Below are 25735 nucleotides of genomic sequence, written 5' to 3'. Positions count from 1 at the left end.
CTGCGGCCACCGGACGCTCAGCCCTGCCCAAACAACCCCTGACCTGGACCTATTTACGCGTCAGAGCGCATTGTCAGTGGCGTGGTGCAACGTGGATGCCAGATCCGAACCGGCCGAGCTGGAGGGGGACTCAGCCATGCCTGTGTCCGTGGAACCGACGTCCGTCGATCAGACCGAGAACACGTCCGCGCAAGAAGAAGCGGAGGCGCTGCGGCCGCACGCCGAGGACGCCTTCGCGGATGAACTCGCCGCGCTGGCGGTGCAGGACGACCGGCCGCGCCCGGCCCGCTGGAAGCTGTCGCCGTGGGCCGTGACCACCTACCTGCTCGGTGGGACGCTGCCCGACGGCACAGTGATCACACCTAAGTACGTGGGCCCGCGCCGCATCATCGAGGTCGCCGTCACCACGCTGGCCACCGACCGCGCCCTGCTCCTGCTCGGTGTGCCCGGCACCGCGAAGACATGGGTGTCCGAGCACCTGGCCGCGGCGGTCAGCGGCGACTCGACGCTGCTGGTGCAGGGCACCGCCGGCACACCGGAGGAGGCGATCCGGTACGGGTGGAACTACGCACAGCTGCTCGCCCACGGTCCCAGCCGGGACGCACTCGTGCCCAGTCCCGTGATGCGGGCCATGGCAGAGGGGATGACCGCGCGGGTCGAGGAACTGACCCGGATCCCGGCCGATGTACAGGACACCCTCATCACGATCCTGTCGGAGAAGACCCTGCCGATACCGGAGTTGGGGCAGGAGGTGCAGGCCGTCCGCGGCTTCAATCTGATCGCCACGGCCAACGACCGTGACCGCGGGGTCAACGACCTGTCCAGCGCGCTGCGCCGCCGCTTCAACACGGTGGTGCTGCCGCTGCCGGACAGCGTGGAGGCCGAGGTCGACATCGTCTCGCGCCGCGTCGACCAGATCGGCCGCTCTCTCGACCTGCCGGCCGTGCCCGACGGCGTCGACGAGATCCGGCGCGTGGTGACCGTCTTCCGCGAGCTGCGGGACGGGATCACGGCCGACGGCCGTACAAAGGTCAAGTCGCCCAGCGGCACGCTGTCCACCGCCGAGGCGATCTCCGTTGTCACCAACGGCCTCGCGCTGGCCGCCCATTTCGGCGACGGGGTGCTGCGGCCGAGCGATGTCGCCGCGGGCATTCTCGGCGCGGTCGTACGGGATCCGGCGGCGGACCGGGTCGTCTGGCAGGAGTACCTGGAGGCGGTCGTGCGGGAGCGGGACGGCTGGAAGGACTTCTACCGGGCCTGCCGGGAGGTGAGCGCATGAGCGTCAACGGGTGGGAGGCAGCGGTCGTGGTGTGCGTCGGCGCGAAGGATGACGACGATCTGGGGTGGCCTCGTAGGCGAGGGGGACGGTGTGACGGGCGTTGAGAACGCCGGGAGCAGCGGATGGACCGGCACCGAGCCGCTGCTGCTCGGCGTACGGCATCACGGGCCGGGGTCGGCTCGGGCCGTGCGGGCCGCGTTGGACGCGGCCCGGCCGCGGGTGGTGTTGATCGAGGGCCCGTCCGAGGCCGACGCGCTGATTCCGCTGGCCGGGGACGAGGACATGCGGCCGCCGGTCGCCCTGCTCGCGCATGCCGTGGACGAGCCCGGGCGTTCGGCGTTCTGGCCGCTGGCCGAGTTCTCGCCGGAGTGGGTGGCGATCCGATGGGCCCTGGAGCAGGGGGTCCCGGCCCGCTTCATCGACCTGCCGGCCACGCACACGCTGGTGTGGGGGAGCGGGCCGGAGGAGAAGTCGGCTGTGGATGGCGGGGCTGGCGGGGATGGCGGGGATGGTGGGGTCGGTGAAGCCGGTCCCGACGCCCACACCAGCACCGATGCCCAGGTCGACGCCGACACCGATGTCCCGGTCGATGCCGACACCGAGGGCCCGGCCGACGCCGACGCCGATGCCGACACCGGCGCTGATGCCGACGTCACCGCCGACCGCGACGCCGGCGCAACCGCCACCGCCGACCGTGACGCCGATGCCACCGCCAGGGCCGACACCGAAGGCCCGGCCGACGCCGACGCCAATGCCGACACTGGCGCTGATGCCGACGCGACCGCCGACCGGGACACCGGTGCTGGCGGCGTCCCGCAGCCCGATGTGCGAGTCGATCCGCTCGGTGTGCTCGCCGAGGCCGCCGGTTATGACGACGCCGAGCGCTGGTGGGAGGACGTCGTCGAGCATCGAGGGCTCGGTGAGGGGGACGTGTTCGCTCCGTTCGCCGTGGTCGAGGAGGCGATGGGCGCGCTGCGGGAGGTGTACGGGAGCGGGGGACATGACCGGGACCTCGTGCGGGAGGCGTATATGCGGCTCCAAGTCAGGGCGGCGCAGCGGGAGTTCGGTGGCGGCGTGGCCGTGGTGTGCGGGGCGTGGCATGTGCCGGCGCTGCGGCAGAAGGTAACGGTCGCGGCGGACCGCGCGCTGGTGAAGGGGCTGCCCAAGGTCAAGATCGACATGACATGGGTGCCGTGGACGAATCGCCGCCTGGCGCGGGCGAGCGGGTACGGCGCGGGGATCGACTCGCCAGGGTGGTACGGGCACCTTTTCTCGGCGCCGGACCGGCCCGTCGAGCGATGGATGACCAAGGTGGCGGGGCTGCTGCGGGCCGAGGACCGGACCGTCTCCTCCGCGCACGTCATCGAGGCGGTGCGGCTGGCGGAGACACTCGCCGCGATGCGCGGGCGTCCACTGGCCGGGCTCGGTGAGACGACCGACGCCGTGCGGGCGGTGATGTGCGAGGGGTCGGACGTGCCGCTGGCGCTGGTCCACGACCGGCTGGTGGTGGGGGACGTCCTGGGGGAGGTGCCGGAAGCGGCGCCGGCGGTGCCGTTGCAGCGGGACCTCGCCCGGCTGCAGCGGCGGCTGCGGCTGAAGCCGGAGGCGCTGGAGCGGGAGCTGGAGCTCGATCTGCGCAAGGAGACCGATGCCGGGCGCAGCAGGTTGCTGCATCGGCTGCGGTTGCTGGGCGTGGCGTGGGGCGAGCCGATGATGTCGCGAGGCAGCACGGGGACGTTTCGGGAGACCTGGCGGCTGCGCTGGGAGCCGGAGCTTTCGGTGCGGGTCGCCGAGGCGGGGGTGTGGGGCACGACCGTGCTCGCCGCCGCGACATCCAGGGCGGAGGCCGACGCCACGGCGGCGCAGGGCCTCGCCGAGGTCACCGGACTCGCCGAGCGCTGCCTGCTGGCCGAACTGCCGGACGCGCTTCCGGCGGTGATGCGGATCCTCGCCGACCGGGCGGCCCTCGACGCCGACGTCGGCCACCTCGCCCAGGCGCTCCCGGCCCTGGTCCGCTCGCTGCGCTACGGGGACGTGCGGGGCACGGACACCGGCGCCCTCGCGGAGGTCGCCGCAGGTCTGGCCGAGCGGATCTTCGTCGGACTGCCGCCCGCGTGTGCCGCGCTCGACACGGACGCGGCCGAGGAGATGCGGCGTCATGTGGACGCGGTGCACACGGCGGTGGGGCTCCTCGGTGAGGCGCCGGCAGCGGGACACGGTGACTTGCGGGGCCGATGGCACGCGGTGCTCCGGGTGCTCTGCGCGCGGGACACTGTGCCGGGCGTGATCCGCGGCCGTGCGGTGCGGCTGCTGTTGGACGACGGGGAGATGGCGCGGGACGAGGCGGCGCGGTTGATGGGGCTGGTGCTCTCGCCCGGGACGCCCCCGGGGGACGCGGCCGCGTGGATCGAGGGGTTCGTCGGCGGGGGCGGCGGCGGGATGCTGCTCGTGCACGACGAACGGCTGCTGGGGCTGGTCGACGGTTGGCTGACCGGGGTGCCGGCGGAGGCGTTCACGGACGTGCTGCCGCTGCTGCGGCGCACCTTCTCGGCGTTCGAGCCGGGGGTCCGCAGGACGCTGGGGGAGCTGGTGCGGCGGGGGCCCGGGCAGCGGGGTAGCGCGGAGGCCGTGGGCTCGGGGATACCGGGCTTCGGGGCGGGGCTCGACGTCGAGCGCGCCGATGCCGTGCTGCCGGTGGTGCGGATGCTGCTGGGGCTGGACGGGGCGGAGAAAGAGGGCAGCGCAGAGCTGGTGGGGGTGGCGTGACGAGCGGGAGCGGGACTCATCGGCTGCGTGGGGAGGAGGACGTATGACTGCGGAAGCCATGGGCGTGGCTGAGCTGGATGACGCCGGGCGGGAGCGGCTGCGGCGGTGGCGGCTGGTGCTGGGGGGTGAGGCGGCGGACGGCACCGGGTGTGCGCTCGGTGGACGGGACGCCGCGATGGACGGGGCGCTGTCCGCGCTCTACGGGAAGGGGGACAAGCCGCAGGCGGGTAGGGAGCGTTCGGCGGGGCTGGGGGCTTCGGCGCCGTCCGTGGCGCGCTGGCTCGGGGACATCCGGACATACTTCCCGTCGTCCGTAGTGCAGGTCATGCAGCGGGACGCCATCGACCGGCTCGGGCTGTCCGCGCTGTTGCTGGAGCCGGAGATGCTCCAGGCCGTGGAGGCCGACGTGCATCTCGTCGGCACGCTGCTGTCGCTGAACAAGGCGATGCCGGAAACGACGAAGGAGACGGCACGGGCCGTCGTACGCAAGGTCGTCGAGGACCTCGAGAAGCGGCTCGCCACCCGTACCCGGGCCACCCTCAGCGGGGCCCTCGACCGCAGCGCGCGCATCAACCGGCCGCGCCACCACGACATCGACTGGAACCGCACGATCGCGGCCAACCTCAAGCACTACCTGCCGGAGTACCGAACAGTCGTACCGGAGCGGCTGATCGGTTACGGGCGGGCGTCCCAGTCAGTGAAGAAGGAGGTCATCCTCTGTATCGACCAGTCGGGATCCATGGCGGCGTCGGTGGTGTACGCGTCGGTGTTCGGGGCGGTGCTGGCCTCCATGCGGACGATATCCACGCGACTCGTCGTGTTCGACACCGCGGTCGTCGACCTCACCGAGCAGCTTGACGACCCGGTCGATGTGCTCTTCGGCACGCAACTCGGCGGCGGTACGGACATCAACAGGGCGCTGGCGTACTGCCAGTCGCAGATCACCCGGCCCGCGGAGACGGTGGTCGTGCTGATCAGCGACCTCTACGAAGGGGGGATACGGAACGAGATGCTGAAGCGGGTGGCGGCGATGAAGGGGTCGGGGGTGCAGTTCGTGACGCTGCTGGCGTTGTCGGACGAGGGAGCGCCCGCCTACGACCGGGAGCACGCGGCCGCGCTGGCGGCGCTCGGGGCGCCGGCGTTCGCCTGTACGCCGGACCTGTTCCCGGAGGTGATGGCGGCGGCGATCGAGAAGCGTCCGCTGCCGATACCGGACACCGTGTGACGACCGGGGGAGGAACGGGTGAGTCCCGTTCGAAAGGGGATATGACTACCCATCGGTAACGGGGGACTTGCGCAACCTCGGGAGTCACGTGCAAGGATCGACGCCTCATCGGCGGGGCGGTGCGCTCCGCTTGCCCGTCCCGCGTAGTCGTCGATACGTGACTTGTTCCGCCGCACGGGAGGATCCGCCCCCTCTTGATCTGGTCAGCCGCTCTGTCCGGCGCCGCCGCGCGTGCGTTGCGCGTGGCGGCGGGGCGGCGTGCGCTGCACCTGGTCCTGCTGGTGGGTGGGCTGTTCGTGCTGGGGGTGCTGTGCGGGGAGCGGGCGGACGCGGCTGAAGGCGCGCCGGGCTCGGGGGCCTTGACCCGAGTGGATGCGCCGGTGGCCGTGCTGACGGGTGAGCGCGCGGGCGGCGAGGGCCGCTTCGACGGTTCACGGGGCGGTGTGGTCGGCTCGGGTCGGTCGGATGAATCGGCCGTTGGGCAGCCGGTGGTTCAGGGCGTCGGACGGTCCGTGGGTGAGCGGGTTGGGCGGCCGGTCGAGGATGCCGTGGAGACGGTGACCGGTCCGCCGGCGGAGGTTGAGGGCCGGGGGTCGGCGCCCGGGTTGCCTGTGCGGCCGGAGCCGCCCTCGCTGTCCGGGGCCACTGCTGGTTTGCCTGACATCTCTGACCTGCCTGCCCAACCGGGACTGTCGGGACGGTCGGAGCGGCCCGGAGGACTGCCGGAGGTGCCCGGTCTGCCTGGGCTTCCCGAGGCCACCGCGCTGCCCGGAGTGCCCGCGCTGCCCGGGGTCTCCGCGCTGCCCGGCGACCCCGCCGTGCCCGACGTCCCGGCGCTGCCCGGAGGCACCGGGCTGCCCGGCGACCCCGCGATTCCCGGTGTCCCCGCATTTCCCGGCATCCCCGCGTCTCCCGGCGTGCCGGCGTTTCCCGAGGTCCCCGTAGGGCCTGGGGTGCCTGGGGTTCCCCAGATTCCCGCGCTTCCCGGGGTTTCCGAGCTTCCGGGGCGGACTCTGCCGCTGCCCGACACGGTGGCGCCGGTGCCGAGTGGGGTGGGGGGTTCGGCTTCTCATGATGGTGGTTGTGAGGAGCGGGGCCGTTCGGCGGGGGCGAGTGGCGTTCATGGGCCGGGCCTTGGCGTGTCCTCCGGTGGTGTGGTTGCCGCGGTGGACCGAGACGGTGTTCGGCAGCGTGGTGACGTCGGTGGGGAGTACGTGCCCACGGATCACGCGCCCGCCGGTCGTGGTGATGGCGCGCTGGGCAGTCTGTCGGCGGCGGACAGTGGTTCGTCGCGGCATGGTGACGCGCACGCGGTGACGGTGAGTCAGCGGGCGCCGTTGTGGCTGATGCCGGGCGCGGCCGTTCGCGTCGAGGCGGACGGGACGCGGGACCGGCACCGGGACATTCCCGTTTTCCCCGGCTAGGGCAGGCCTTTCCCCCGCCGTAGACCTGTCGCGCGGGGGCGGAACAGGTCTGCCCGACCGTCCGGACCATTACTGGTCGACGGACGGAAGCCGTCGGCGTCGTATCCGAAGTTCTCGCTGGTCCCGAGTGCCGGGATCGCGGTCGGAGACGGTGCCGGAAGGTCCCCAAGTCCCTTGGCAAGAGCCCCGGTCGGAGGTCGCCGTTGCCCGGCGATCCGGCTGGTGGGCTCGTGCCTCGGACGTCCGGTCGCGGACGTCCATTCCCGAAGGATCAGACGCACGCAATGAACAAGAACATCCGTCGTTCCATCGTTATAGCCGCCGGGGTCACCGGCGCGTGGGCGCTCGGTTCCGCAGTCGCGAGCGCCGATGAACTGCCCGCTTCTTCCCTGTCTGTGTCGGACACGACCGCTGATGCCGAGGGTTCGCTCGGCGAGGTCGAGGTCGCCGATGCGGTTGACGGGGTTGTCTCCGAGGTGACGGAGACGGTTTCCGAGACGGCCACCGCGAACACCGACGCGAAGGCCACCGACGCGAAGACCAGCGACCTGAAGACCAGCGCGACGATCGACAAGGCGGTCGGTGCGGAGCAGGCGCGTCGGTATGTCGATGCCGACGTGACGGTTCCGGAGGCGGTGAGGGTCCGGGGTGCGCAGGCCATTCAGGGGGCACAGGCCGCTCGGGCGGCCGCGCCGGTCGAGGCCGGGGTCACGGCCGAGGCTGCGGTGTCGGACGCAGGCGCGGCTACGTCGCAGGACGCGGTCGACTACCTGTTCGGCCCCCTCTCCGCGTTCGCGCCTGAGCTGGAGCAGGCGTTGTCGCAGGCGCAGGGAGCCGAGGGCGTCGTACGGACGAAGGCGCAGTACGCGGTCGCGGGTGCGGGGCGTACGGCGGCGGGTGCGAACGTCGTGGCGCAGGGTGCGGTTGCCGGGGTCGACGGGCGGGCCGGGGGGCTGGTCGGCACCGCCGAGGGTGAGGCCGGTGCGGTGGCCGGGGCCGCCGAGGCGAGCGTTGCCGGTGTGCCGGGGCGTGTGACGGGCACCGTTGACGGGGTGTCGGGGCGTGTGACGGGCACCGTCAACGGCGTCTCGGGCCATGTCACCGGCACGGTTGCCGGTGTACCGGGGACGGTCGCGTCGGTTGTCGCGGAGACGGGGGCCGCTGTGGTGCCGCCCGTGGTCGGGTCTGCCGTCGGCGGGGTGCGGCCGGTTGCCGAGGGGGCCGTGGCCGGGGTGGTGCCCGTCGCCGGTGAGGCGGTGGCCGGGGTGGCGCCGGTCGCGGGTGACGCGGTGGCCGGGGTGGCGCCGGTCGCGGGTGACGCGGTGGCCGGGGTGACGTCGGTCGCGGGTGACGCGGTGTGGGGTGTGACGCCGGCCGTCGCCGGGATCGGGGCCGGAGTGACGCCGGTTGCGGAGGGTGTCGTGCACGGGGTGGAGCCCGCGGTCACCGACGCGGTGACCGGCGTGACGCCGGTCGCCGGTGCGGCGGTGGCGGACGTGCGGGCTGTCGCGGGTGGTGTGGTCGCCGGTGTTGGGCCGGTTGCCGGGCAGGCCGTGACGGATGTGCGGGGCGTGGCCGGAGGCGCGGTCGGTGACGTGCGGACGGTGGCCGAGGGTGTGGTCGCGGACGTGCCGCCGTATGCGCAGGGTGCGGTCGCCGACGTCTCGCCGTATGCGCAGGGTGTCGTCGCGAACGTGTCGCCGTATGCGCAGGGTGTCGTCGCGGACGTGTCGCCGTATGCGCAGGGTGTCGTCGCGGACGTACCCCCGTACGCGCAGGGTGTCGTCGCCGACCTGTCGCCTTACGCCACCGGGCTTGTCGGGGTGGTCGCCGAGGACACCGCGGGTGCCGTGCTGCCGCCGGTCGCGCATGCCGCCGTGCAAGGCGTCGTGCCTGTCGCCGGGCAGGCCGTCGTGGACGGGGCGGGCTGGCGTACGGCGTCGGCGGGGACGTCGAGTCCTTCGCGGGCGGGGTCGCCGGGGGCGTACCGCCGCTGGCGTACGGCGTGGCCGGGCAGGCCGGTGGGTTCGCCGAGGGCGTGACGGGTGAGGTGCCGGCGTTCGTGGACGGCGTCACCGGCGCGGTCCAGCCGCTCGTGGACACCGTCACCGAGACCGTGCGGCCGGTGGTCGACGGCGTCGGCGGCAGCGCGACGGCGCTGGCGTACGGCGTGACGGACGAGGTCGCTTCCTTCGCGGGCGGCGTGGTCGGCGAGGCCGCTCCCCACGTGCACGGCATCGCGCCCTTCGCGCAGGACCTGACCGGCACCGTCCAGTCCACCGGCGGTTCGCTGACCGGCCACGCCGTCACCGGCGCGGTGGGCGTCGCCGAGTCGCTCACACCGGGATACGCCCATGGCCACACCCAGGGCCACGTCCATGGCCACCCCCAGGGCCACGTCCAGAACATCCAGGACCTTCACACCGTCCAGGACGTCCACAACACGCGTCAGGGCGGCACGTACCGCATCTGACCCGGCGCTCGCGCCGCGCGCACCCAGAAACCCGCACGCCACCCCAGGCGTGCTCCCGACCCCGCAGGCACCCGGCACGGGCGGCCGAAAACCGTCGGCTCGTCCGGACGGAACCCTGCGGACGGGGTCCGGCGGTCCCCATTGAGGTGGGGATCGCCGGACCGAAGCCCTGCGGGACGCACCGTTCGTACCCCGTCGGGGCAGCTCAACGGGCCTCACCGGGTCAACCCCAGCCCGGTGAGGCCCTGCGCCGTCACCGGCGTGTTCCCCGACCTGTTCGCCGCCGCCGTCACTGGCGTGTCCCCTGGCCTGTTCGCCGCCGCCGTCACTGGCGTGTCCCCTGGCCTGTTTGCCGCCGCCGTCACTGGCGTGTCCCCTGGCCTGTTTGCCGCCGCCGTCACTGGCGTGTCCCCTGGCCTGTTCGCCGCCGCCGTCACTGACGTGTCCCCTGGCCTGTTCGCCGCCGCCGTCACTGACGTGTTCCCCGACCTGTTTGCCGCAGCCGTCACTGGCGTGTTCCCCGACCTGTTCGCCGCCGCCGTCACCAGCGTTCCCCCGACCTGTTCGCCGCGCTGGCACCGGCGTGTTCCCCCACCTCTTCGCCGCGCCACCCTCACTCGCCTCGCACCCCGTTCCCCACCCGATCACCCCCCGTTCCCTCACCACCGGCACTCCGTGCCAGTGAGTCCGGCATCATGTGACAGGTATCACCGCTCAGGTGTGACCCGCGATTTAGAGGCCCCCCGCAAGCAGAGATAACCTGCGAGACGGACATGCCGCGCGCTCGGACACCGTGTGCGCCTCCCTTGTGACACATGCGGACGTCACGTTGCCCTTCGCGGCACGCCCACGCATCCAACGAACCGCGAGATCACTGATAGGGACGGAAGCGCGTGGACCTGTTCGAGTACCAGGCGAGGGACCTCTTCGCCAAGCACGATGTACCGGTGCTGGCCGGTGAAGTCATCGACACGCCTGAGGCGGCGCGCGAGATCACCGAGCGGCTGGGCGGCAAGTCCGTCGTCAAGGCGCAGGTGAAGGTCGGTGGCCGCGGCAAGGCCGGTGGCGTGAAGCTGGCCGCCACCGCGGACGAGGCCGTGGCCCGTGCGACGGACATCCTCGGCATGGACATCAAGGGCCACACGGTCCACAAGGTCATGATCGCCGAGACGGCCCCGGAGATCCTCGAGGAGTACTACGTCTCCTTCCTCCTCGACCGCGCCAACCGCACCTTCCTCTCCATCGCCTCCGTCGAGGGCGGCATGGAGATCGAGGAGGTGGCGGCCACCCGTCCGGAGGCCGTCGCCAAGACCGCGATCGACCCCATCGACGGTGTGGACGAGGCCAAGGCCCGCGAGATCGTCGAGGCCGCCAAGTTCCCGGCCGAGGTCGCCGACAAGGTCGTGAACGTCCTCGTCAAGCTGTGGGACACGTTCATCAAGTCGGACGCCCTCCTCGTCGAGGTGAACCCGCTGGCCAAGGTCGCCTCCGGTGACGTTCTCGCGCTCGACGGCAAGGTGTCGCTGGACGACAACGCCGAGTTCCGCCACGACTGGGACGAGCTCCACGACAAGGCCGCCGCCAACCCGCTCGAGGCGGCCGCCAAGGAGAAGAACCTCAACTACGTCAAGCTCGACGGCGAGGTCGGCATCATCGGCAACGGCGCGGGTCTCGTGATGAGCACCCTGGACGTCGTCGCGTACGCCGGTGAGAAGCACGGCAACGTCAAGCCCGCCAACTTCCTGGACATCGGCGGTGGCGCCTCCGCCCAGGTGATGGCGAACGGCCTGGAGATCATCCTCGGCGACCCGGACGTCAAGTCCGTCTTCGTCAACGTCTTCGGTGGCATCACCGCCTGCGACGAGGTCGCCAACGGCATCGTCCAGGCCCTGAAGCTCCTCGAGGACCGCGGCGAGAACGTCACCAAGCCGCTGGTCGTCCGTCTCGACGGCAACAACGCCGAGCTCGGCCGGCAGATCCTCACCGACGCCAACCACCCGCTGGTCCAGCGCGTCGACACCATGGACGGTGCGGCCGACAAGGCCGCCGAGCTCGCCGCAGCCGCCAAGTAAGCACCTAGGACGAGGACATCCACACACCATGGCTATCTGGCTCAACAAGGACAGCAAGGTCATCGTCCAGGGCATGACCGGCGCCACCGGCATGAAGCACACCAAGCTCATGCTCGGCGACGGCACGCACGTCGTGGGCGGCGTGAACCCGCGCAAGGCGGGTCAGTCCGTGGACTTCGACGGCACCGAGGTACCCGTCTTCGGCACCGTCAAGGAGGCCATCGAGGCCACCGGCGCCAACGTCTCCGTCATCTTCGTGCCGGAGAAGTTCACCAAGGACGCTGTCGTCGAGGCCATCGACGCCGAGATCCCGCTGGCCGTCGTGATCACCGAGGGCATCGCCGTGCACGACTCGGCGTCGTTCTGGGCGTACGCCGGCAAGAAGGGCAACAAGACCCGCATCATCGGCCCGAACTGCCCCGGCATCATCACCCCGGGCCAGTCGAACGTCGGCATCATCCCGGGCGACATCACCAAGCCGGGCCGCATCGGCCTGGTCTCGAAGTCCGGCACGCTGACGTACCAGATGATGTACGAGCTCCGCGACATCGGCTTCTCGACGGCCGTCGGCATCGGTGGCGACCCGATCATCGGCACCACGCACATCGACGCCCTGGCCGCCTTCCAGGCCGACCCCGACACCGACCTGATCGTCATGATCGGTGAGATCGGCGGCGACGCCGAGGAGCGGGCCGCGGCCTTCATCAAGGAGAACGTGACCAAGCCGGTCGTCGGCTACGTCGCGGGCTTCACCGCCCCCGAGGGCAAGACCATGGGCCACGCGGGCGCCATCGTCTCCGGTTCGTCGGGCACCGCCCAGGCGAAGAAGGAGGCCCTGGAGGCCGCGGGCGTCAAGGTCGGCAAGACCCCGACCGAGACCGCCAAGCTGGCCCGCGAGATCCTCGCCGGCTGACGCGGCGCACAGCCCACAGCCCATAGAGGCGCACAGCCCACAGAAGGGCCCGCACCCGGCCACCACTCGGCCGCGGGGCGGGCCCTTCGGCATCCTCATCTCGCCTCCGGCACCAACCGCTCCGGCCCGCTCACCATCACCTGCCGCAGCTTCTCCCGCAGCTCCAGCTGCTCGTACGACAGCGGGCCCGGCGCCGCCTTCGGGGGCACCCCCCGCACGGTCTCACCGGGGGGCACCGGCGGCTCGTACTGCGTCGGAGCCGTCCGCAGGGTCAGTGCCGTCGCGCCGATCAGGGTGACGGTGAAGGCGATGGCGGCGCGGGTCCAGAACCGGGCCCGGCGTTCGCCGCCCCGGCGGACCGCGGTGGGTCTGGCCGCGCGCAGCCGCTCCGTGGACGCCAGGTCGCGGAGCTGCCGCCGCAGCTCCGCCGGATCGCCGAGATCGGGCAGACAGGAGGCGACGGCCTGGCGCGCGTGCATCAGACGGTTCGCCGTCGCGGGGGTGCTCGCCTCCGTCTCCGCCGCGGTCTCCGGCAGGTCCAGGCCCACACCGTCGTAGAGGAGGAGGGTGCGGCGATGCGGCGGCGGGAGTGTCAGGAGGGCGCTGAGCAGCGCGCGGTCGCGCTCGTCGGCCGGTGGGGGTTCCGGGTGGCGGAAGCTGGGACGGAAGCGGTGCCAGGGGGAGAGCGCGTGCTCGTACGCCGCCGCCCGCACCCAGCCCGCCGGGTCCCGGTCGACGGCCACCTCGGGCCAGCGCTGCCAGGCGAGTTGGAACGCCCGCTCGACCGACTCGCGCGCCAGCTCACGCCGCCCGGTGAGCAGATAGGCCTGCCGGACGAGGGCGGGTGCGCAGAACGCGTACAGCGCGTCGAAGGCTTGGGCGGGGGTCAGGGGCTCTAGAGCCGGTTCGGGTCGGGGTGACGAACCGGCGGACGAATCAGCGGACGAATCGGCAGACGCCCGCCCCGCCGACTCCGCCGACTCCGCCGACTCCGCCGACTCCTCCGGCCCGTCCGCGAGGGAGGCCAGCAGTTGCGCGTACGCCTCCGCGTTCCGGCCGTGGGGTGTCGTGCGACCGGACTCCCACGCCCGCACCGTCGCCTTGGAGACGCCCAGCCGGGCCGCCGCCTGAGCCTGCGTCAGGGAACCGGCCTTGCGCAGGCGTCGGCGCTCCTCGGGCGGAGGAAGCGGGGTTGCAGAGCTCTGTGTCACCGGGCGCCCCTTCGAGCGAAAAAACACATAAGCACATATTGAGCGACACATCGGCGATTTGCCCGTTACGACGGGAAAGCGCGTGTCGTTGGGAGCATGGCCGTCGTGATCCTGATGACCGACCGCCGATCGCCGTTGCCTCCCCCGCTCACTCGGGCACGCCGCCGATCGCCCGGACTGGCCACCAGCCTCCTGGGCGGCGTGGTGGCGGCCGGGCTGGGGCTGGGCTCGTTCACCGTGCTGGTGATGGTGCTGTGGATCAGCTCGCCCTATCCCGACAGCGGGCCCGGCGGCGCGCTGCACGTGGCCGCGGCGCTGTGGCTGTTGGCGCACGGCGCGGAACTCGTCCGCACCGACACCCTCACCGGTGCGCCCGCCCCCATGGGGCTCACGCCCATGCTGCTGCTCGCCCTGCCGGTGTGGCTGCTGCACCGGGCCGCACGGGACGCGGTGGACGGCGCCTACGACGGGGACGGATCGGCGCCTCTCGTGGCCGGGCGTACGGCGTGGGCCGGGGTGGTGCTCGGCTATCTCACCGTCGGCGCCGGGGTCGCGGCGTACGCGGCGGGGGGCATGCTGCGGCCGGACTGGGAGTGGACGGCGGTGTGCCTGCCGCTCGTCGCCGTGGGCGCGGCGGGGGCGGGCGTGTGGACGGCGTACGGGCGTCCGCGCCGACCGGTGGACAGCGTGCTGAACCTGCTGGGACCGCTACGGCGGGCCTTCCTCGGCGTGGAGACCCGGGAGCGGCTCGGCGCCTCGGCGCGGGCGGCGACAGCCGGGGCCACGGTTCTGGTCGGGGGCGGGGCCTTGCTGGTCGCGGTGTCACTCGTGTGGCACGGTCCGGCCGCTCGCGATGCGTTCGCGCAGCTTACGGAGGGGTGGTCGGGGCGGTTCGCGGTGCTGCTGCTGTGCGTGGCGCTGGTGCCGAACGCGGCGGTGTGGGGCGCGGCGTACGCCCTCGGGCCCGGTTTCGCGCTGAGCGCCGGGCATGTCGCGGGGCCGCTGTCCTCCGACCCCGCCCCTGTCCTGCCGCCGTTTCCGCTGCTGGCGGCGGTGCCGGGGGCGGGGGCCGGTACGCCGCTGCAGTGGGCGGCCGGGGCGGTGCCCGTGGTGGCCGGGGTGACGGTGGGGTGGTTCACGGCTCGGGCGGCGGTGCGGGTGGGGGGTGCGGCGGGGCCCTGGTCGTGGGGGCGGACCGCGGGGTACGCCGGGGTGGCGGCGGTGCTGTGCGGGGCCTGGCTCGCGTTGCCGGCGTGGTTGGCGGGCGGGCCGCTGGGGGTGGACGCGCTGGCCCGGTTCGGGCCGGTGTGGTGGCAGGTGGCGGGGGCGACGGTGGTGTGGATGGCGGTGGTGGGGGTGCCGGTGGCCCTGGTCGTGCGGTGGTGGGAGTGCCGGGAGACGGCGGGCGAGGGCGAGGCGGACGCGTCGGCCACGGGGGAGCAGGTCGCGCCGGGCAAGGTGGGAGCCGCGGCGGACGGCGAGGCGCCGGAGGCGAAGACGGACGCGAAGGCGGACGCGAAGACGGAGGTGAAGGCGGACGCCAAAACGGACGCGAAGACGGACGCCGACACGGAACCGCAGGACACCAAGGCGGAACCGGCAGCGGACCCCGCATCACCCGAGCCGCCCGCCGCCCCGAAAACCACTGACCTCGCGGACGACACTCACGCCACCCACGCCACCCAGGACGAGCGGGACGCATCCGACACGCAGGACACCCTCAACGCGCAGGACACGCAGGACACGCAGGACGCGTACGACACGCAGGACACGTACGGCACATACGACACGTACGACACGTACGACACGCAGGACCCGTACGACAGCTACGAGCCCTATGAACCCCTCCCCCTCAGCCCCCCACCCCCCTGGCCACACGACGACGCCGCCCGCGAGGCCCGCTGGGCGGCGTTGCGCGAAGCCTCCCAGAAGGCGGAGGAGGCGGAGTCGAGAGAGCGAGGGGAGCCGACGGAGCTGACCTGATCCGCCGGACAGGCCTAGGCGTTGGCCCCCAGAACATCCCGCAGCTGCTCCGGCAGCAGCGTGCTGCATGCCTGTCGGGCCTCGTTCGTGAGGGCGTCATTGGTGCACGTGTAGTAGTCGCGGTACACGAGCTGTGCCGCGAACGACGCGCCGACCAGCGCGATCGCCAGCGACGCCGTGACCAGACCGCTCACCGCCGCCGCGGCCTGCGGGCGGGCCGGCGTCGCGCCGGCCGGTGTGTCCGGCGACGGCGTGCGCGGCTTGGTGCGCAGGGCGCTGATGCCCCAGTACAGCGCCAGCGCCCCCAGCAGCAGCGCCACGTACGTCCAGCTGAACAGCGCGAAGAAGAAGGCCCACATGCCCGCCAGCAGCGCATAGCGTGCCCGGCGCTGTGCCGGATCCGTGGGGTCCCAGCGCATGCCCGGAGCCGGACCGCCCGGCCCCTGGGGGCCGCCGCCGGGCCGGTCGCCGAAGCCGCCGCCGGAGGAGCGGCCGGGCTGCCGGTCGCTCCACTGACTGCCCCAGGCCGGGCGCCCGCTGTCCCCCTGAGAGCCGTCCGAGCCCTCGGAGCCCTCGCCGCCACCCGCGGGCCGCCGCGGCTGCCACGGGCGGTCCGGCGTGCCCTCCGGCGGGGGTGCGAACGGGTTGTCGTCCTGCCGGTCACCGTTGGTGTTGCCCGACGGTGCGTCGGCCGGTGAGGCGGGGCGCTCCCGCAGCAGCACGCCACTGCGCTCCCTCCCCTGTACCGACTGCGGGGGGAACGTGAGGAGTCGCAGACTGCGGTCCGGCATCAAGAGAGCGTCTTCCCCTTATGGATCTGGATGGACCATGGATCTGGATGGACCCTTGTGGATCCGGCTGGATCGGTCCTGCTGGCCCATGCTCGTGCATCTCGCTGGTTACTGGTGAACGCACGGTGCCCGGACGGCGTTCCCGAACCGGCTCCTCCCAGACGCTACCTCCCGGCCACGCCCCCGTCCCGTGGGGGCCGCCTCGTGTGCCGGTATCGTTGCTGGCGGTCGGCTGCTTCGTAGGCTTCCCCGTATCCGGGGGCGCGAAGCATTCGTACGACCCTACAAATGCTCTCCCGAGAAAGGGCCCCACCGTGGCCGCCAAGCCCGTGGCCAAGCGCGCCAAGCGCCTCGTCGTGCTGGTCTCCGGATCCGGCACCAACCTGCAGGCGCTGCTGGACGCCATCGAGACCACCGGGCCCGAGGCCTACGGCGCCGAGATCGTGGCCGTCGGCGCCGACCGCGGCGGCATCGAGGGGCTCGCGCGTGCCGAGCGGGCCGGGCTGCCCACGTTCGTCTGCCGGGTCAAGGACCACGCCACCCGCGAGGCGTGGGACGCGGCGCTCGCCGACGCCGTCGCCGCGTACGAACCCGATCTCGTCGTCTCCGCCGGGTTCATGAAGATCGTGGGCAAGGAGTTCCTGGCCCGTTACGGCGGGCGGTTCGTCAACACCCACCCCGCCCTGCTCCCCAGTTTTCCCGGCGCCCACGGCGTCCGTGACGCGCTCGCGTACGGCGCCAAGGTCACCGGCTGCACCGTCCACTTCGTCGACGACGGCGTCGACACCGGGCCGATCATCGCTCAGGGCGTGGTGGAGGTCCGGGACGAGGACGACGAGAGGGCGCTGCACGAGCGCATCAAGGAAGTCGAGCGAAGGCTGCTCGTCGAGGTCGTGGGGCGGCTCGCCCGCAACGGCTATCGCATTGAGGGACGAAAGGTAGTTATCCAGTGACCGCCGAGAGCAACGCCAAGCGGGCCATCCGCCGTGCGCTTGTCAGCGTCTACGACAAGACCGGGCTCGAAGAACTCGCCCGCGGGCTGCACGAGGCCGGCGTCGAACTCGTCTCCACCGGCTCCACCGCCGCCCGTATCGCCGCCGCCGGCGTCCCCGTCACCAAGGTCGAGGAGCTCACCGGCTTCCCCGAGTGCCTGGACGGCCGGGTCAAGACCCTGCACCCCAAGGTGCACGCGGGCATCCTCGCCGACCTGCGTCTCGACACCCACCGGCAGCAGCTCGACGAGCTGGGCGTGGCGCCCTTCGACCTCGTCGTCGTCAACCTGTACCCGTTCCAGGAGACCGTCGCCTCCGGCGCCTCGCCGGACGAGTGCGTCGAGCAGATCGACATCGGCGGGCCGTCGATGGTCCGCGCCGCCGCCAAGAACCACCCGTCGGTGGCCGTCGTCACCAGCCCGGAGCGGTACGCCGACGTGCTCGCCGCGGTCCGCGACGGCGGCTTCGACCTCGCCGCGCGCAAGCGGCTCGCCGCCGAGGCGTTCCGGCACACCGCCGAGTACGACGTGGCGGTCGCGGGCTGGTTCTCGGGCGAGTACGTCGGTGACGGCGAGGAGTTCCCGGGCTTCATTGGCGTGACGTACGAGCGCAAGCAGGTGCTGCGCTACGGCGAGAACCCGCACCAGCCTGCCGCCCTCTACACGGGAGGCTGCGGCGGTCTGGCCGAGGCCGAGCAGCTGCACGGCAAGGAGATGTCGTACAACAACTACGTCGACACGGACGCCGCCCGCCGTGCCGCGTACGACCACGGCGAGCCCTGCGTCGCGATCATCAAGCACGCCAACCCGTGCGGTATCGCGATCGGTACGGACGTCGCCGAGGCGCACCGCAAGGCGCACGCCTGCGACCCGCTGTCGGCGTTCGGCGGTGTGATCGCCGTCAACCGGCCGGTCAGCAAGGAGATGGCCGAGCAGGTCGCCGAGATCTTCACCGAGGTCATCGTCGCGCCCGACTACGAGGAGGGCGCCCTCGAAGCCCTCGCCAAGAAGAAGAACATCCGCGTGCTGCGCTGCCCCGAGGCTCCGCAGCCGCCCGCCGAGTTCCGCCCGATCGACGGCGGTGGCCTCGCCCAGGTGAAGGACGTCTTCCAGGCCGAGGGCGACGACCCCGCCAACTGGACGCTGGCGACGGGTGAGGCGCTGAGCCCCGAGGAGCTGAAGGACCTCGCCTTCGCCTGGAAGGCGTGCCGGGCCGTGAAGTCCAACGCCATCCTGCTCGCCAAGGACGGTGCCTCGGTCGGCGTCGGCATGGGGCAGGTCAACCGGGTCGACTCCGCGAAGCTGGCGGTGGAGCGGGCCGGCACCGAGCGGGCGCAGGGCTCCTACGCCGCCTCCGACGCCTTCTTCCCCTTCCCCGACGGGCTGGAGATCCTCACCGACGCGGGCGTCAAGGCCGTGGTGCAGCCGGGCGGTTCGGTCCGTGACGAGCAGGTCGTGGAAGCCGCGCGGAAGGCGGGCGTGACGATGTACTTCACGGGCACGCGCCACTTCTTCCACTGACAACGACGGGCAGTACCGCGGCCTCCGGCCCTCCCCCGAGGAGGCCGGAGGCCGCGGTCGTGCGGGCGTCAGCAGTTCTGCAGCCCCGGGATGGGCTGGTAGTTGCCGCCGCCCGACACCTTCGTCGCCGGGAACCAGCCCCAGCCGTTGTTGGAGTAGGCGTCGTCGCCCTGGGTCCACAGCCACCAGTTGTTGCGGGCGTCGCCGACCGGCGGGTTCTCCACGTCGGTGAACTGCTGCTGGCAGACGAACCAGTTGTCGCCGGCGTAGAGGTAGCCGGTGGCGGTGTCGCCGATGCCGACCTCGCTGCCCTGGTAGTTGTGGCAGTACCGCGCGGTGTACGTGGCCCCGCCCGGGCCCTGCTTCTGCCCGGCGTTCCCCCAGCAGCCCGCGGCCGCCGACGCACTCGCCGGCGTCAGGGCCACCGCCCCCGCCGCCAGTACCGCCGTCGCCCCCAGTGAAGCCAGAATGCGCTTCATGTCCGTGTCCCTCCGTTGCTGCCACCCCCGTTGGTGGACACCACCCACGGTGCGATCGCGCGCGCCGGAGGGGTACCTCGGAAGTCTCAGGGTCACCTCTTGCCCGGCGGGGTGTACTCCTTGAGGTAGTGAGCGACGCGGTCGGCGTAGTCGCGGTACTTCGGGGGAACCCCGCCCGCGTCGTTCACTTTCCGGTACGACGTCCGGTACGCGGATGCGATCAGCACCCGGCGGTCGCCCGGCAGGCCGGCGTCCAGGCGCGGCGCGATCCAGCACAGATACCGGCCCATCGCCGGAATGGACTCGGCGGGAGGGAAGGGCGGCTCGGGGACGGTCTCCGCGGGCGTACCGTCGTCATGCATCCACCAGCGCAGCACGCTCGGCGTCCAACGGGCGATGCCGTACTCGTCCTTGGCGGGGTCGGAGAGGTCGGGGTCGAAGTCGCTCTCCACCTTCAGCATGGCCGCGATCAGCGACGGTGTGACGTCCCGCTGCGAGCAGTCGTGCGCGGACTCGACGATGAGCAGCCGGTAGGCGGCCGGGACGCCCTTGTCGGTACGGAGTTCGGCGGCGCCGTAAACCGCCGGGCTCACCTCCGGGCTCACCTCGGCGGTCTGTGCGCCTTTGGCGCCCCCGTCGGTGCTCGTGCCGGAGGCCGCCCAGGTGCTGATGCCGTACCCGAGGGCCGCCACGGCACAGGTGGCGGCCACCGCGGTCACGACGGCGGTACGGCGGGACGGGCGGCGCCTCCTCAGGCGCGTGCCGGTGGCCTGCGCCACCCTCCGCAGCAGCGCGCCGGTGGTGATGCGCTCCGCGTGCGTGCGGGTCAGGCAGGCCCGCACGATCTCCCGCCAGGCGTCCGGCAGCCGGTCGGACAGCCGCAGTTCGTCGGTGCCGCGGGCGTAGGCGGCGGCCGCGTCGCGGCGGGCCGTCGGGGTACCGCCGGGCAGGGGGAAGGTGCCGGTGAGAACCAGGTGGGCGAGGACTCCGAAGGCCCACACGTCGGCGGAGGGCCGGATCCGGCGGCCGCGCTCGCCGATCTCGGACCACAGCAGCTCGGGCGGGGTGTAGTCCGGGGTGGAGAAGGCCGGCGTGTACGCGTGCGTGCCCTCCAGTTCGCCCGCCATGTTGAAGTCCGCCAGCCGGGCCGAACCGTCCCGCATCAGCAGCACATTGGCCGGTTTCAGATCCCCGTGCACCCAGCCCGCCTCGTGCAGCTGGTGCAGCCCCTCACAGATCTGCCCGAGCAGCGCCGCCCCGTTCGCGGGACGCGGCGTGCGCGACAGCAGGGCGGCCAGGGAGCCTTCCGCCTTCTCCAGTACGAGGACGGTGGCGCCGTCGAGTTCGGGGCGGGCGGGATCGTCGACGGTGAGCGTCTCGTACATCCGGATCAGTCGCGGCCTGCTCAGCCGGCGGTGCAACTCGATCTCGCGGTTGACCAGTTCGCGCAGGTGGGACAGGTGGCGGGGCGTGCGGGTGCCGGTGGGCAGGAACTTCAGGGCGGCCGTGCGGGGCATCCCCTCGCGGCCGTCGGTGCGCCGGGCCTCGTACACACTGCCGAAGGCGCCCGTGGCGATCGGCGCCCGCACCTCCCAGGCGCCCACCCGGTAGCCCTTGGGCACCGGGACGGCGTACGGCTCGGTCATCGTGCGGCTGCCCGGGGCGGTGACGGTTCCGCGAGGGCGGCGAGGTCGTCCTCGCGCACCAGGTCGAAGCGCAGCGCCAGGGAGACCAGGGACTCCTTCTTGCCGTTCAGGCGGGGGCCGGTGTCCGCGGTGTCGGGGCCCGGTTTCAGGCGGAGTTTGACGGCCAGGTAGTCGATGTTCCACTGCACCGAGGTGCGGGACGCGGCGGGCCAGCCGGGGCGCAGCCGGTCGACGACCTGGTCGACGGTGGGCAGCGGGGCGTGCGGCTCGCCGCGCAGACGGGGCTCGCACAGGGCGGCGAGCACCGCGAAGTACCGCTTGGTGCGGTCCAGGGAGAAGGCGGGCGCCGTGGTCGCGCCGTCGAGTCCGCCCTCGGTGCGCAGATAGTCGTGCCGGGGCGCCCACACGTCGAACGACAGCAGATCGCCCGCCGCGGGCAGCACGATCCGGGAGAACTCGAAGGGCACGGGCGCGTCCAGCCGCCCCGGGCCCACCTTGATGTGCTCGCCCGCGCCTTCCGGGTTCTCGACGACGTACGTCTGCTCCCGGCTGAGGTTGCTCAGTATCCAGAAGGCGCCCTGCGCGGCGATCGACCCGGCCCGGCGCGAGACGCCCTCGTGGGCGATCTCCACGTCGTTGCCGGCGCCGCGCCCGAACGTGAGCCGTTCGCCGGGGGCGAGGCGGATCTGGGCGCGGTCACGCTCCTCCTCCGCGCGCGGCGGAGGTACCACGATGATGCTGTACAAGGTGCGTCTCCCCGTGCCTGGCGGCTACCGCTTCAGGGTAGGGCGACGCACCAGGGCCGTGTCTCCCCTTGCACGGGTGAGACACGGCCCTCGGGTGTGAATGGCGCGAACCGTTCTGTCGCGCTCGGATCCTCCCGTCGCTCAGTAGCGCGGGCGGCGGAACCATTCCGCGGTGGCCCGCTTCGCGGAGAAGACGATCAGCAGGATGGAGATCGCGATGATGATCAGCCCGATGCCGTACGCCGCGATCATCACGATGCCGGTGACGATCGCGAACGAGCCGTAGACGATCGAGCAGACGCGGACGCCGTTGCCGCCCTTGGCGTACTGCAGAAGCAGCACCACGCCGAGGATCGCGAAGACGGTGGCCAGACCGAGCAGGAAGACCACGACGCCCTTGCCCAGGTCCGCGATCGCCTCCGCGTCCTCGTTGCCGGTGACGCCGGCCTCGGCCATGGTCTGGTCCCACTGGCCGAGCGCGACGCCGTACAGCACCGCGATGATCGCGTGGGCCAGCGCGATCACACCGAGCATGATCTGCGCGGCGCGGGTGATGCCGGGCATCTGCGCCGGGGCGCCGGGGGCGTAACCACCGCCGTACGGCTGCTGGACCGGCGGGGCGGGCGGGAAGCCGTAGCCCTGCTGCGGGGGGACACCGGGCTGCCCCTGCTGGGGGTAGCCGTAACCGGGGGACTGGGGCTGCTGCTGGGGCGCCCCGTAAGGGTTGTTCGGCTCGCCGAAACTCATGGCGATTTCCTCCGTCGTTATGCCTGTGTGCGGGGACGACGCGGCGCGATCGGAGGAAGGCTGCTACAGATGCGGTTCGTCCCCCCGGTACACCCGCGGCACTGTACGTCAATCGTTCTTCAGCCACGGGTGGCTTGTCCAGCCGCATTCCCTATGCGTTGTGCAAGTGCAACATCGTCGATCATGAGGGGATACGCCGGGCGGGCCCCTGGCGACCCGGATTGGAACCGGGAGGCGGTCATCCGGGAGGATGGGGCCATGACCGCCCAGATTCTCGATGGCAAGGCCACCGCAGCCGCGATCAAGTCCGATCTGACCGCCCGCGTGGCGGCGCTGAAGGAGAAGGGCGTCACGCCCGGCCTCGGCACGATCCTGGTCGGGGACGACCCCGGCAGCCAGAAGTACGTCGCCGGCAAGCACCGTGACTGCGCGCAGGTCGGCATCGCCTCGATCCAGCGCGAACTGCCGGCGACGGCGACGCAGCAGGAGATCGAGGCGGTCGTACGGGAACTCAACGACGACCCGGCGTGCACCGGTTACATCGTGCAACTGCCGCTCCCCAAGGGCATCGACGAGAACCGCATTCTGGAACTCATGGACCCCGACAAGGACGCGGACGGGCTGCACCCGATGAACCTGGGCCGCCTGGTCCTGAACGAGCCCGCGCCGCTGCCCTGCACCCCCAACGGCGTGCTGACGCTGCTGCGCCGCTACGGCGTGGAGATCAAGGGCGCCGAGGTCGTGGTCGTCGGCCGGGGCGTGACCATCGGCCGGCCGATGCCGCTGCTGCTGACGCGGCGCAGCGAGAACGCGACGGTGACGCAGTGCCACACGGGTACGCGTGACCTGTCCGCCCACCTGAGGCGCGCCGACATCATCGTCGCCGCCGCCGGGTCCGCCCACCTCGTCCGGCCCGAGGACGTCAAGCCGGGCGCGGCCGTCCTCGACGTCGGCGTCTCGCGCAGCGCCGAGGGCAAGATCGTGGGCGATGTCCACCCGGACGTCGCGAAGGTCGCCGGCTGGATCTCGCCGAACCCCGGCGGTGTCGGCCCCATGACCCGGGCCCAGCTGCTCGTCAACGTGGTCGAGACGGCGGAGCGCAGTGTCGGCTGACCCGGCTGGGGAGAGGGACGCCGCCGCGCGGAACGGTGACGCCGGGCGGAACGGCTCCGCGCGTACCTCGGAGGGCGTGTCGCTCAACGGTTCCGCGCAGGCGTCCAACGGCTCCGGGCGGACGTCGGACGGTGTATCGCTCAACGGTTCCGCGCAGGCGTCCAACGGCTCCGGGCGGACGTCGGACGGTGTATCGCTCAACGGTTCCGCGCAGGCGTCCAACGGCTCCGGGCGGACGTCGGAGGGCGTGTCGCTCAACGGTTCCGCGTCGTCGGTCGGCGGTGAGGCCTCGAACGGGGTCGTCGACGACGCCGAGCTCGTCGTGCGGGACGCGATCAGTGTCGTGGACGAGGACGGGACGCCCCGGCGGGCCACCCGCCGCTTCCCCTTGTTCACGAAGGACACCGCGCGACCCGAGGGCGGCGGCCGGGCCGCGTCGGGCGACGCGCCCGCGCCCGCGCGGCAGTGGCCGATGCTCGCCGTGCTGGCCCTGGTCGGTCTCGGCCTGCTGGTGACCGCGTTCGACGCGTTCCGGATCGGCACCATACTGGTCGGCTCGGCGCTGGTCGGCGGTGCCGTGATGCGCTGGCTGCTGCCCAGCGTCGGCATGCTCGCCGTGCGCTCGCGCTTCACGGACATCGCCACCTACGGCGTCCTCGGTCTGGCGATCGTCCTGCTGGCGCTGATGGCCCAGCCGAACCCCTGGCTGGTGATCCCGTTCCTGAAGGACACGCTGCACTTCACCGTCAGCAGTTAGGCACAGCCGGTCACCCTCAAGGAACGGCGGCCCGTCCCCTCCCCCGAGCAAGGACGGGCCGCCGCCGCACCCAAACTCCCGTACGGCGAACCCCCTGTTCAACGGCTGTCTGTGCGCTGTGGCACGGAAGTGACCGTTCCGCTACGGTGTCCGCGCCCCGCCACAGTCGAGGGGGTTGCCTCTGGGTGCGATGCGCACGGCTGAGACGTCCGAGGTCATCGGTGTGTGCCCGTTGTGTCGATGTATTGACAGCTTCGGGAATGCTGGAGTTGGGCACCGCACAGCGGGGCTAATCTGCCCAATCGGGGACGTCCTGGGAACTGAGACCTGACAGGGCGCATCCCAGTCGGCGGGGGAACAACCGGCACGTGCAGGGGGAAAAGGGGGGAAGCAATGCCTCGTTGGAAGGCCTTGCCGGATGAACTCGATCCGCAGATCAAGGAGTTCGTCGGCCAGCTGCGGCGGCTCGTGGACCGCAGCGGCATAGGCATCTCGGCGCTGTCCGACCGCACGGGTTACAGCAAGACGTCCTGGGAGCGTTACCTGAACGGCCGGCTGCTCGCGCCCAAGGGTGCGATCGTCGCGCTGGCCGAGGTCACCGGCACCAACCCCATCCATCTGACCACCATGTGGGAGCTCGCCGAACGCGCCTGGAGCCGCTCGGAGATGCGCCACGACCGGACCATGGAGGCGATCCGGATCTCGCAGGCGCGCGCCGCGCTCGGCGAGTTCGGCGCGCCCCCCGCCAACGCCAAGAGCAAGACGGTCCCCAGAGGCGGCAGCGCGACGGCGACGCCGGGCATCGCGGGCCCGGCGGGGGTGGCCCCGACGGTGCCGCCCCAGCCGACGGCACCGGACGCGAACGCCCGGGAGGCCGAGGCGCGTTCGGCGGTCAACTCGTGGGGCCTCGCGGGCTACACCGGACCGTCCCAGGCAAGCGGCCGTCGAGGCGCCGGTGCGGGAGCGAACCCGGCGTCGGCCGGCCGGGCGCCCGGTGCCGGCGGGACGACGCCGACCCCGCCGGGCACCTCTTCCGGCGGCGGGTCCGGCAAGAAGCGGCTCGCGCTGTTCATCGCCGGTGCCGTCGCCGTGGTCGTCGCGGCCGGCGCCGCGTTCTACCTCACCGGCGGCGGCGACCGGAAGGACACCGCGAGCGCCTCCCCGTCCCCGTCCGTCAGCACCGCCGCCAACCTGCCGCCCGGCGTGAAGTGCGGCGGCGACACCTGCACCGGCAAGGACGCGGAGACCATGGGGTGCACCGGCAACCTCGTCACCACGGCCCGCACGGCGACCGTCGGCACGACCGTCGTCGAGGTCCGCTACAGCGAGACCTGCGGCGCGGCGTGGGGGCGTATCACCGGGGCCAACCAGGGCGACGAGGTCGAGGTGGCCGTGGGCACCACCAAGGAGAACGGCGCCATCACGACCGTCGGCGACACCATCGCGTACACCCCGATGGTCGCCGTGAAGGACGCGGGCGAGGCCACGGCGTGCGCGACGCTGGCGTCGGGGGAGCGGGGCTGCACGTCGTAAAAAGACGCCGGAGTCTCGCATGCCGCCCGGGATCGCGGGCACGCGCACAGTACCCCCACGGGAGT

The 25735-nt window shown here is 72.3% G+C and carries 19 protein-coding genes; 13 read left to right on the top strand and 6 right to left on the bottom strand.

The annotated features are described in order from the left end of the window. The first annotated feature begins 136 nt into the window (after positions 1–136). The 7 genes from I2W78_RS14665 to sucD all read left to right on the top strand — a co-directional run bounded on the left by I2W78_RS14665 (position 137) and on the right by sucD (position 12152). The gene (locus tag I2W78_RS14665; RefSeq protein WP_196460192.1) at positions 137–1279 is read left to right on the top strand and encodes an ATP-binding protein; all 1143 of its coding nucleotides are present in this window, start codon (positions 137–139) and stop codon (positions 1277–1279) included. Positions 1280–1327: 48 nt separating this feature from the next. Continuing rightward, positions 1328–4045, top strand: coding sequence for a DUF5682 family protein (locus tag I2W78_RS14660; protein WP_445330150.1), 2718 nt, complete (start codon positions 1328–1330; stop codon positions 4043–4045). Between the two features lie 43 nt (positions 4046–4088). Next, the gene (locus I2W78_RS14655; protein WP_196460190.1) at positions 4089–5270 is read left to right on the top strand and encodes a VWA domain-containing protein; all 1182 of its coding nucleotides are present in this window, start codon (positions 4089–4091) and stop codon (positions 5268–5270) included. A 1708-nt stretch (positions 5271–6978) separates the two neighbouring features. Then, positions 6979–8736, top strand: a complete 1758-nt coding sequence (locus tag I2W78_RS14645) for a hypothetical protein (RefSeq protein WP_196460186.1) — start codon at positions 6979–6981, stop codon at positions 8734–8736. After that, positions 8700–9167 carry a hypothetical protein gene (locus tag I2W78_RS14640; RefSeq protein ID WP_230885452.1) on the top strand — a complete coding sequence of 156 codons (468 nt, stop codon included), beginning with the start codon at positions 8700–8702 and terminating at the stop codon, positions 9165–9167. Before I2W78_RS14645 ends, I2W78_RS14640 begins: the two co-directional genes overlap by 37 nt. An 893-nt stretch (positions 9168–10060) precedes the next feature. Then, a complete protein-coding gene (sucC, locus tag I2W78_RS14635; RefSeq protein ID WP_196460184.1) occupies positions 10061–11239 on the top strand; it encodes an ADP-forming succinate--CoA ligase subunit beta in 1179 nt (392 codons plus the stop codon). A gap of 28 nt (positions 11240–11267) precedes the next feature. Then, a complete protein-coding gene (sucD, locus tag I2W78_RS14630; RefSeq protein WP_196460182.1) occupies positions 11268–12152 on the top strand; it encodes a succinate--CoA ligase subunit alpha in 885 nt (294 codons plus the stop codon). A gap of 95 nt (positions 12153–12247) precedes the next feature. Here sucD and I2W78_RS14625 read toward each other — a convergent pair whose 3' ends face one another. After that, positions 12248–13363: a helix-turn-helix domain-containing protein gene (locus I2W78_RS14625; RefSeq protein ID WP_196460181.1), complete on the bottom strand. Its 1116-nt coding sequence runs from the start codon at positions 13361–13363 to the stop codon at positions 12248–12250. Positions 13364–13459: 96 nt separating this feature from the next. Here I2W78_RS14625 and I2W78_RS14620 point away from each other — a divergent pair, with 96 nt between their 5' ends. Then, the gene (locus I2W78_RS14620; RefSeq protein WP_230885450.1) at positions 13460–15346 is read left to right on the top strand and encodes a cell division protein PerM; all 1887 of its coding nucleotides are present in this window, start codon (positions 13460–13462) and stop codon (positions 15344–15346) included. Positions 15347–15360: 14 nt separating this feature from the next. Here I2W78_RS14620 and I2W78_RS14615 read toward each other — a convergent pair whose 3' ends face one another. Next, positions 15361–16137: a hypothetical protein gene (locus I2W78_RS14615; protein ID WP_196460180.1), complete on the bottom strand. Its 777-nt coding sequence runs from the start codon at positions 16135–16137 to the stop codon at positions 15361–15363. A 314-nt stretch (positions 16138–16451) separates the two neighbouring features. On the opposite strand from I2W78_RS14615, the gene purN reads away from it, so the two are divergent. Continuing rightward, on the top strand, positions 16452–17090 hold the full coding sequence (gene purN, locus I2W78_RS14610; protein ID WP_196460179.1) for a phosphoribosylglycinamide formyltransferase: 639 nt from the start codon (positions 16452–16454) through the stop codon (positions 17088–17090). Beyond that, on the top strand, positions 17087–18649 hold the full coding sequence (purH, locus tag I2W78_RS14605; protein ID WP_196460178.1) for a bifunctional phosphoribosylaminoimidazolecarboxamide formyltransferase/IMP cyclohydrolase: 1563 nt from the start codon (positions 17087–17089) through the stop codon (positions 18647–18649). Before purN ends, purH begins: the two co-directional genes overlap by 4 nt. Positions 18650–18717: 68 nt before the next feature. Here the strand turns inward: purH and I2W78_RS14600 are convergent, their stop codons facing one another. From I2W78_RS14600 to I2W78_RS14585, 4 genes are all read right to left on the bottom strand, one after another. Continuing rightward, complete coding sequence (locus I2W78_RS14600; protein ID WP_196460177.1) at positions 18718–19128, bottom strand: hypothetical protein; 411 nt, start codon at positions 19126–19128, stop codon at positions 18718–18720. Positions 19129–19220: 92 nt separating this feature from the next. Next, entirely contained in the window at positions 19221–20774 is a 1554-nt protein-coding gene (locus I2W78_RS14595) for a protein kinase domain-containing protein (protein ID WP_196460176.1), read from the bottom strand. Continuing rightward, on the bottom strand, positions 20771–21520 hold the full coding sequence (locus I2W78_RS14590) for an FHA domain-containing protein (protein WP_196460175.1): 750 nt from the start codon (positions 21518–21520) through the stop codon (positions 20771–20773). Before I2W78_RS14590 ends, I2W78_RS14595 begins: the two co-directional genes overlap by 4 nt. Positions 21521–21661: 141 nt before the next feature. Next, positions 21662–22267, bottom strand: coding sequence for a hypothetical protein (locus tag I2W78_RS14585; protein WP_196460173.1), 606 nt, complete (start codon positions 22265–22267; stop codon positions 21662–21664). Positions 22268–22525: 258 nt separating this feature from the next. Between I2W78_RS14585 and I2W78_RS14580 the strand changes: the two genes are divergently transcribed. The 3 genes from I2W78_RS14580 (at position 22526) to I2W78_RS14570 (ending at position 25670) form a co-directional block, all read left to right on the top strand. Next, positions 22526–23380, top strand: a complete 855-nt coding sequence (locus I2W78_RS14580; RefSeq protein WP_196460171.1) for a bifunctional methylenetetrahydrofolate dehydrogenase/methenyltetrahydrofolate cyclohydrolase — start codon at positions 22526–22528, stop codon at positions 23378–23380. Positions 23381–23702: 322 nt separating this feature from the next. After that, complete coding sequence (locus I2W78_RS14575; protein WP_307783963.1) at positions 23703–24137, top strand: DUF3017 domain-containing protein; 435 nt, start codon at positions 23703–23705, stop codon at positions 24135–24137. Positions 24138–24530: 393 nt separating this feature from the next. Then, positions 24531–25670, top strand: coding sequence for a helix-turn-helix domain-containing protein (locus I2W78_RS14570; RefSeq protein WP_196460169.1), 1140 nt, complete (start codon positions 24531–24533; stop codon positions 25668–25670). Positions 25671–25735 lie beyond the last annotated feature (65 nt).

It is taken from the genome of Streptomyces spinoverrucosus, from assembly GCF_015712165.1.
In the GTDB taxonomy this organism is placed as follows: Bacteria; Actinomycetota; Actinomycetes; order Streptomycetales; family Streptomycetaceae; genus Streptomyces; species Streptomyces spinoverrucosus_A.
The sequence above is the reverse complement of the archived record's forward strand: the minus strand, read 5'-3'. Positions and strand labels throughout refer to the sequence as shown.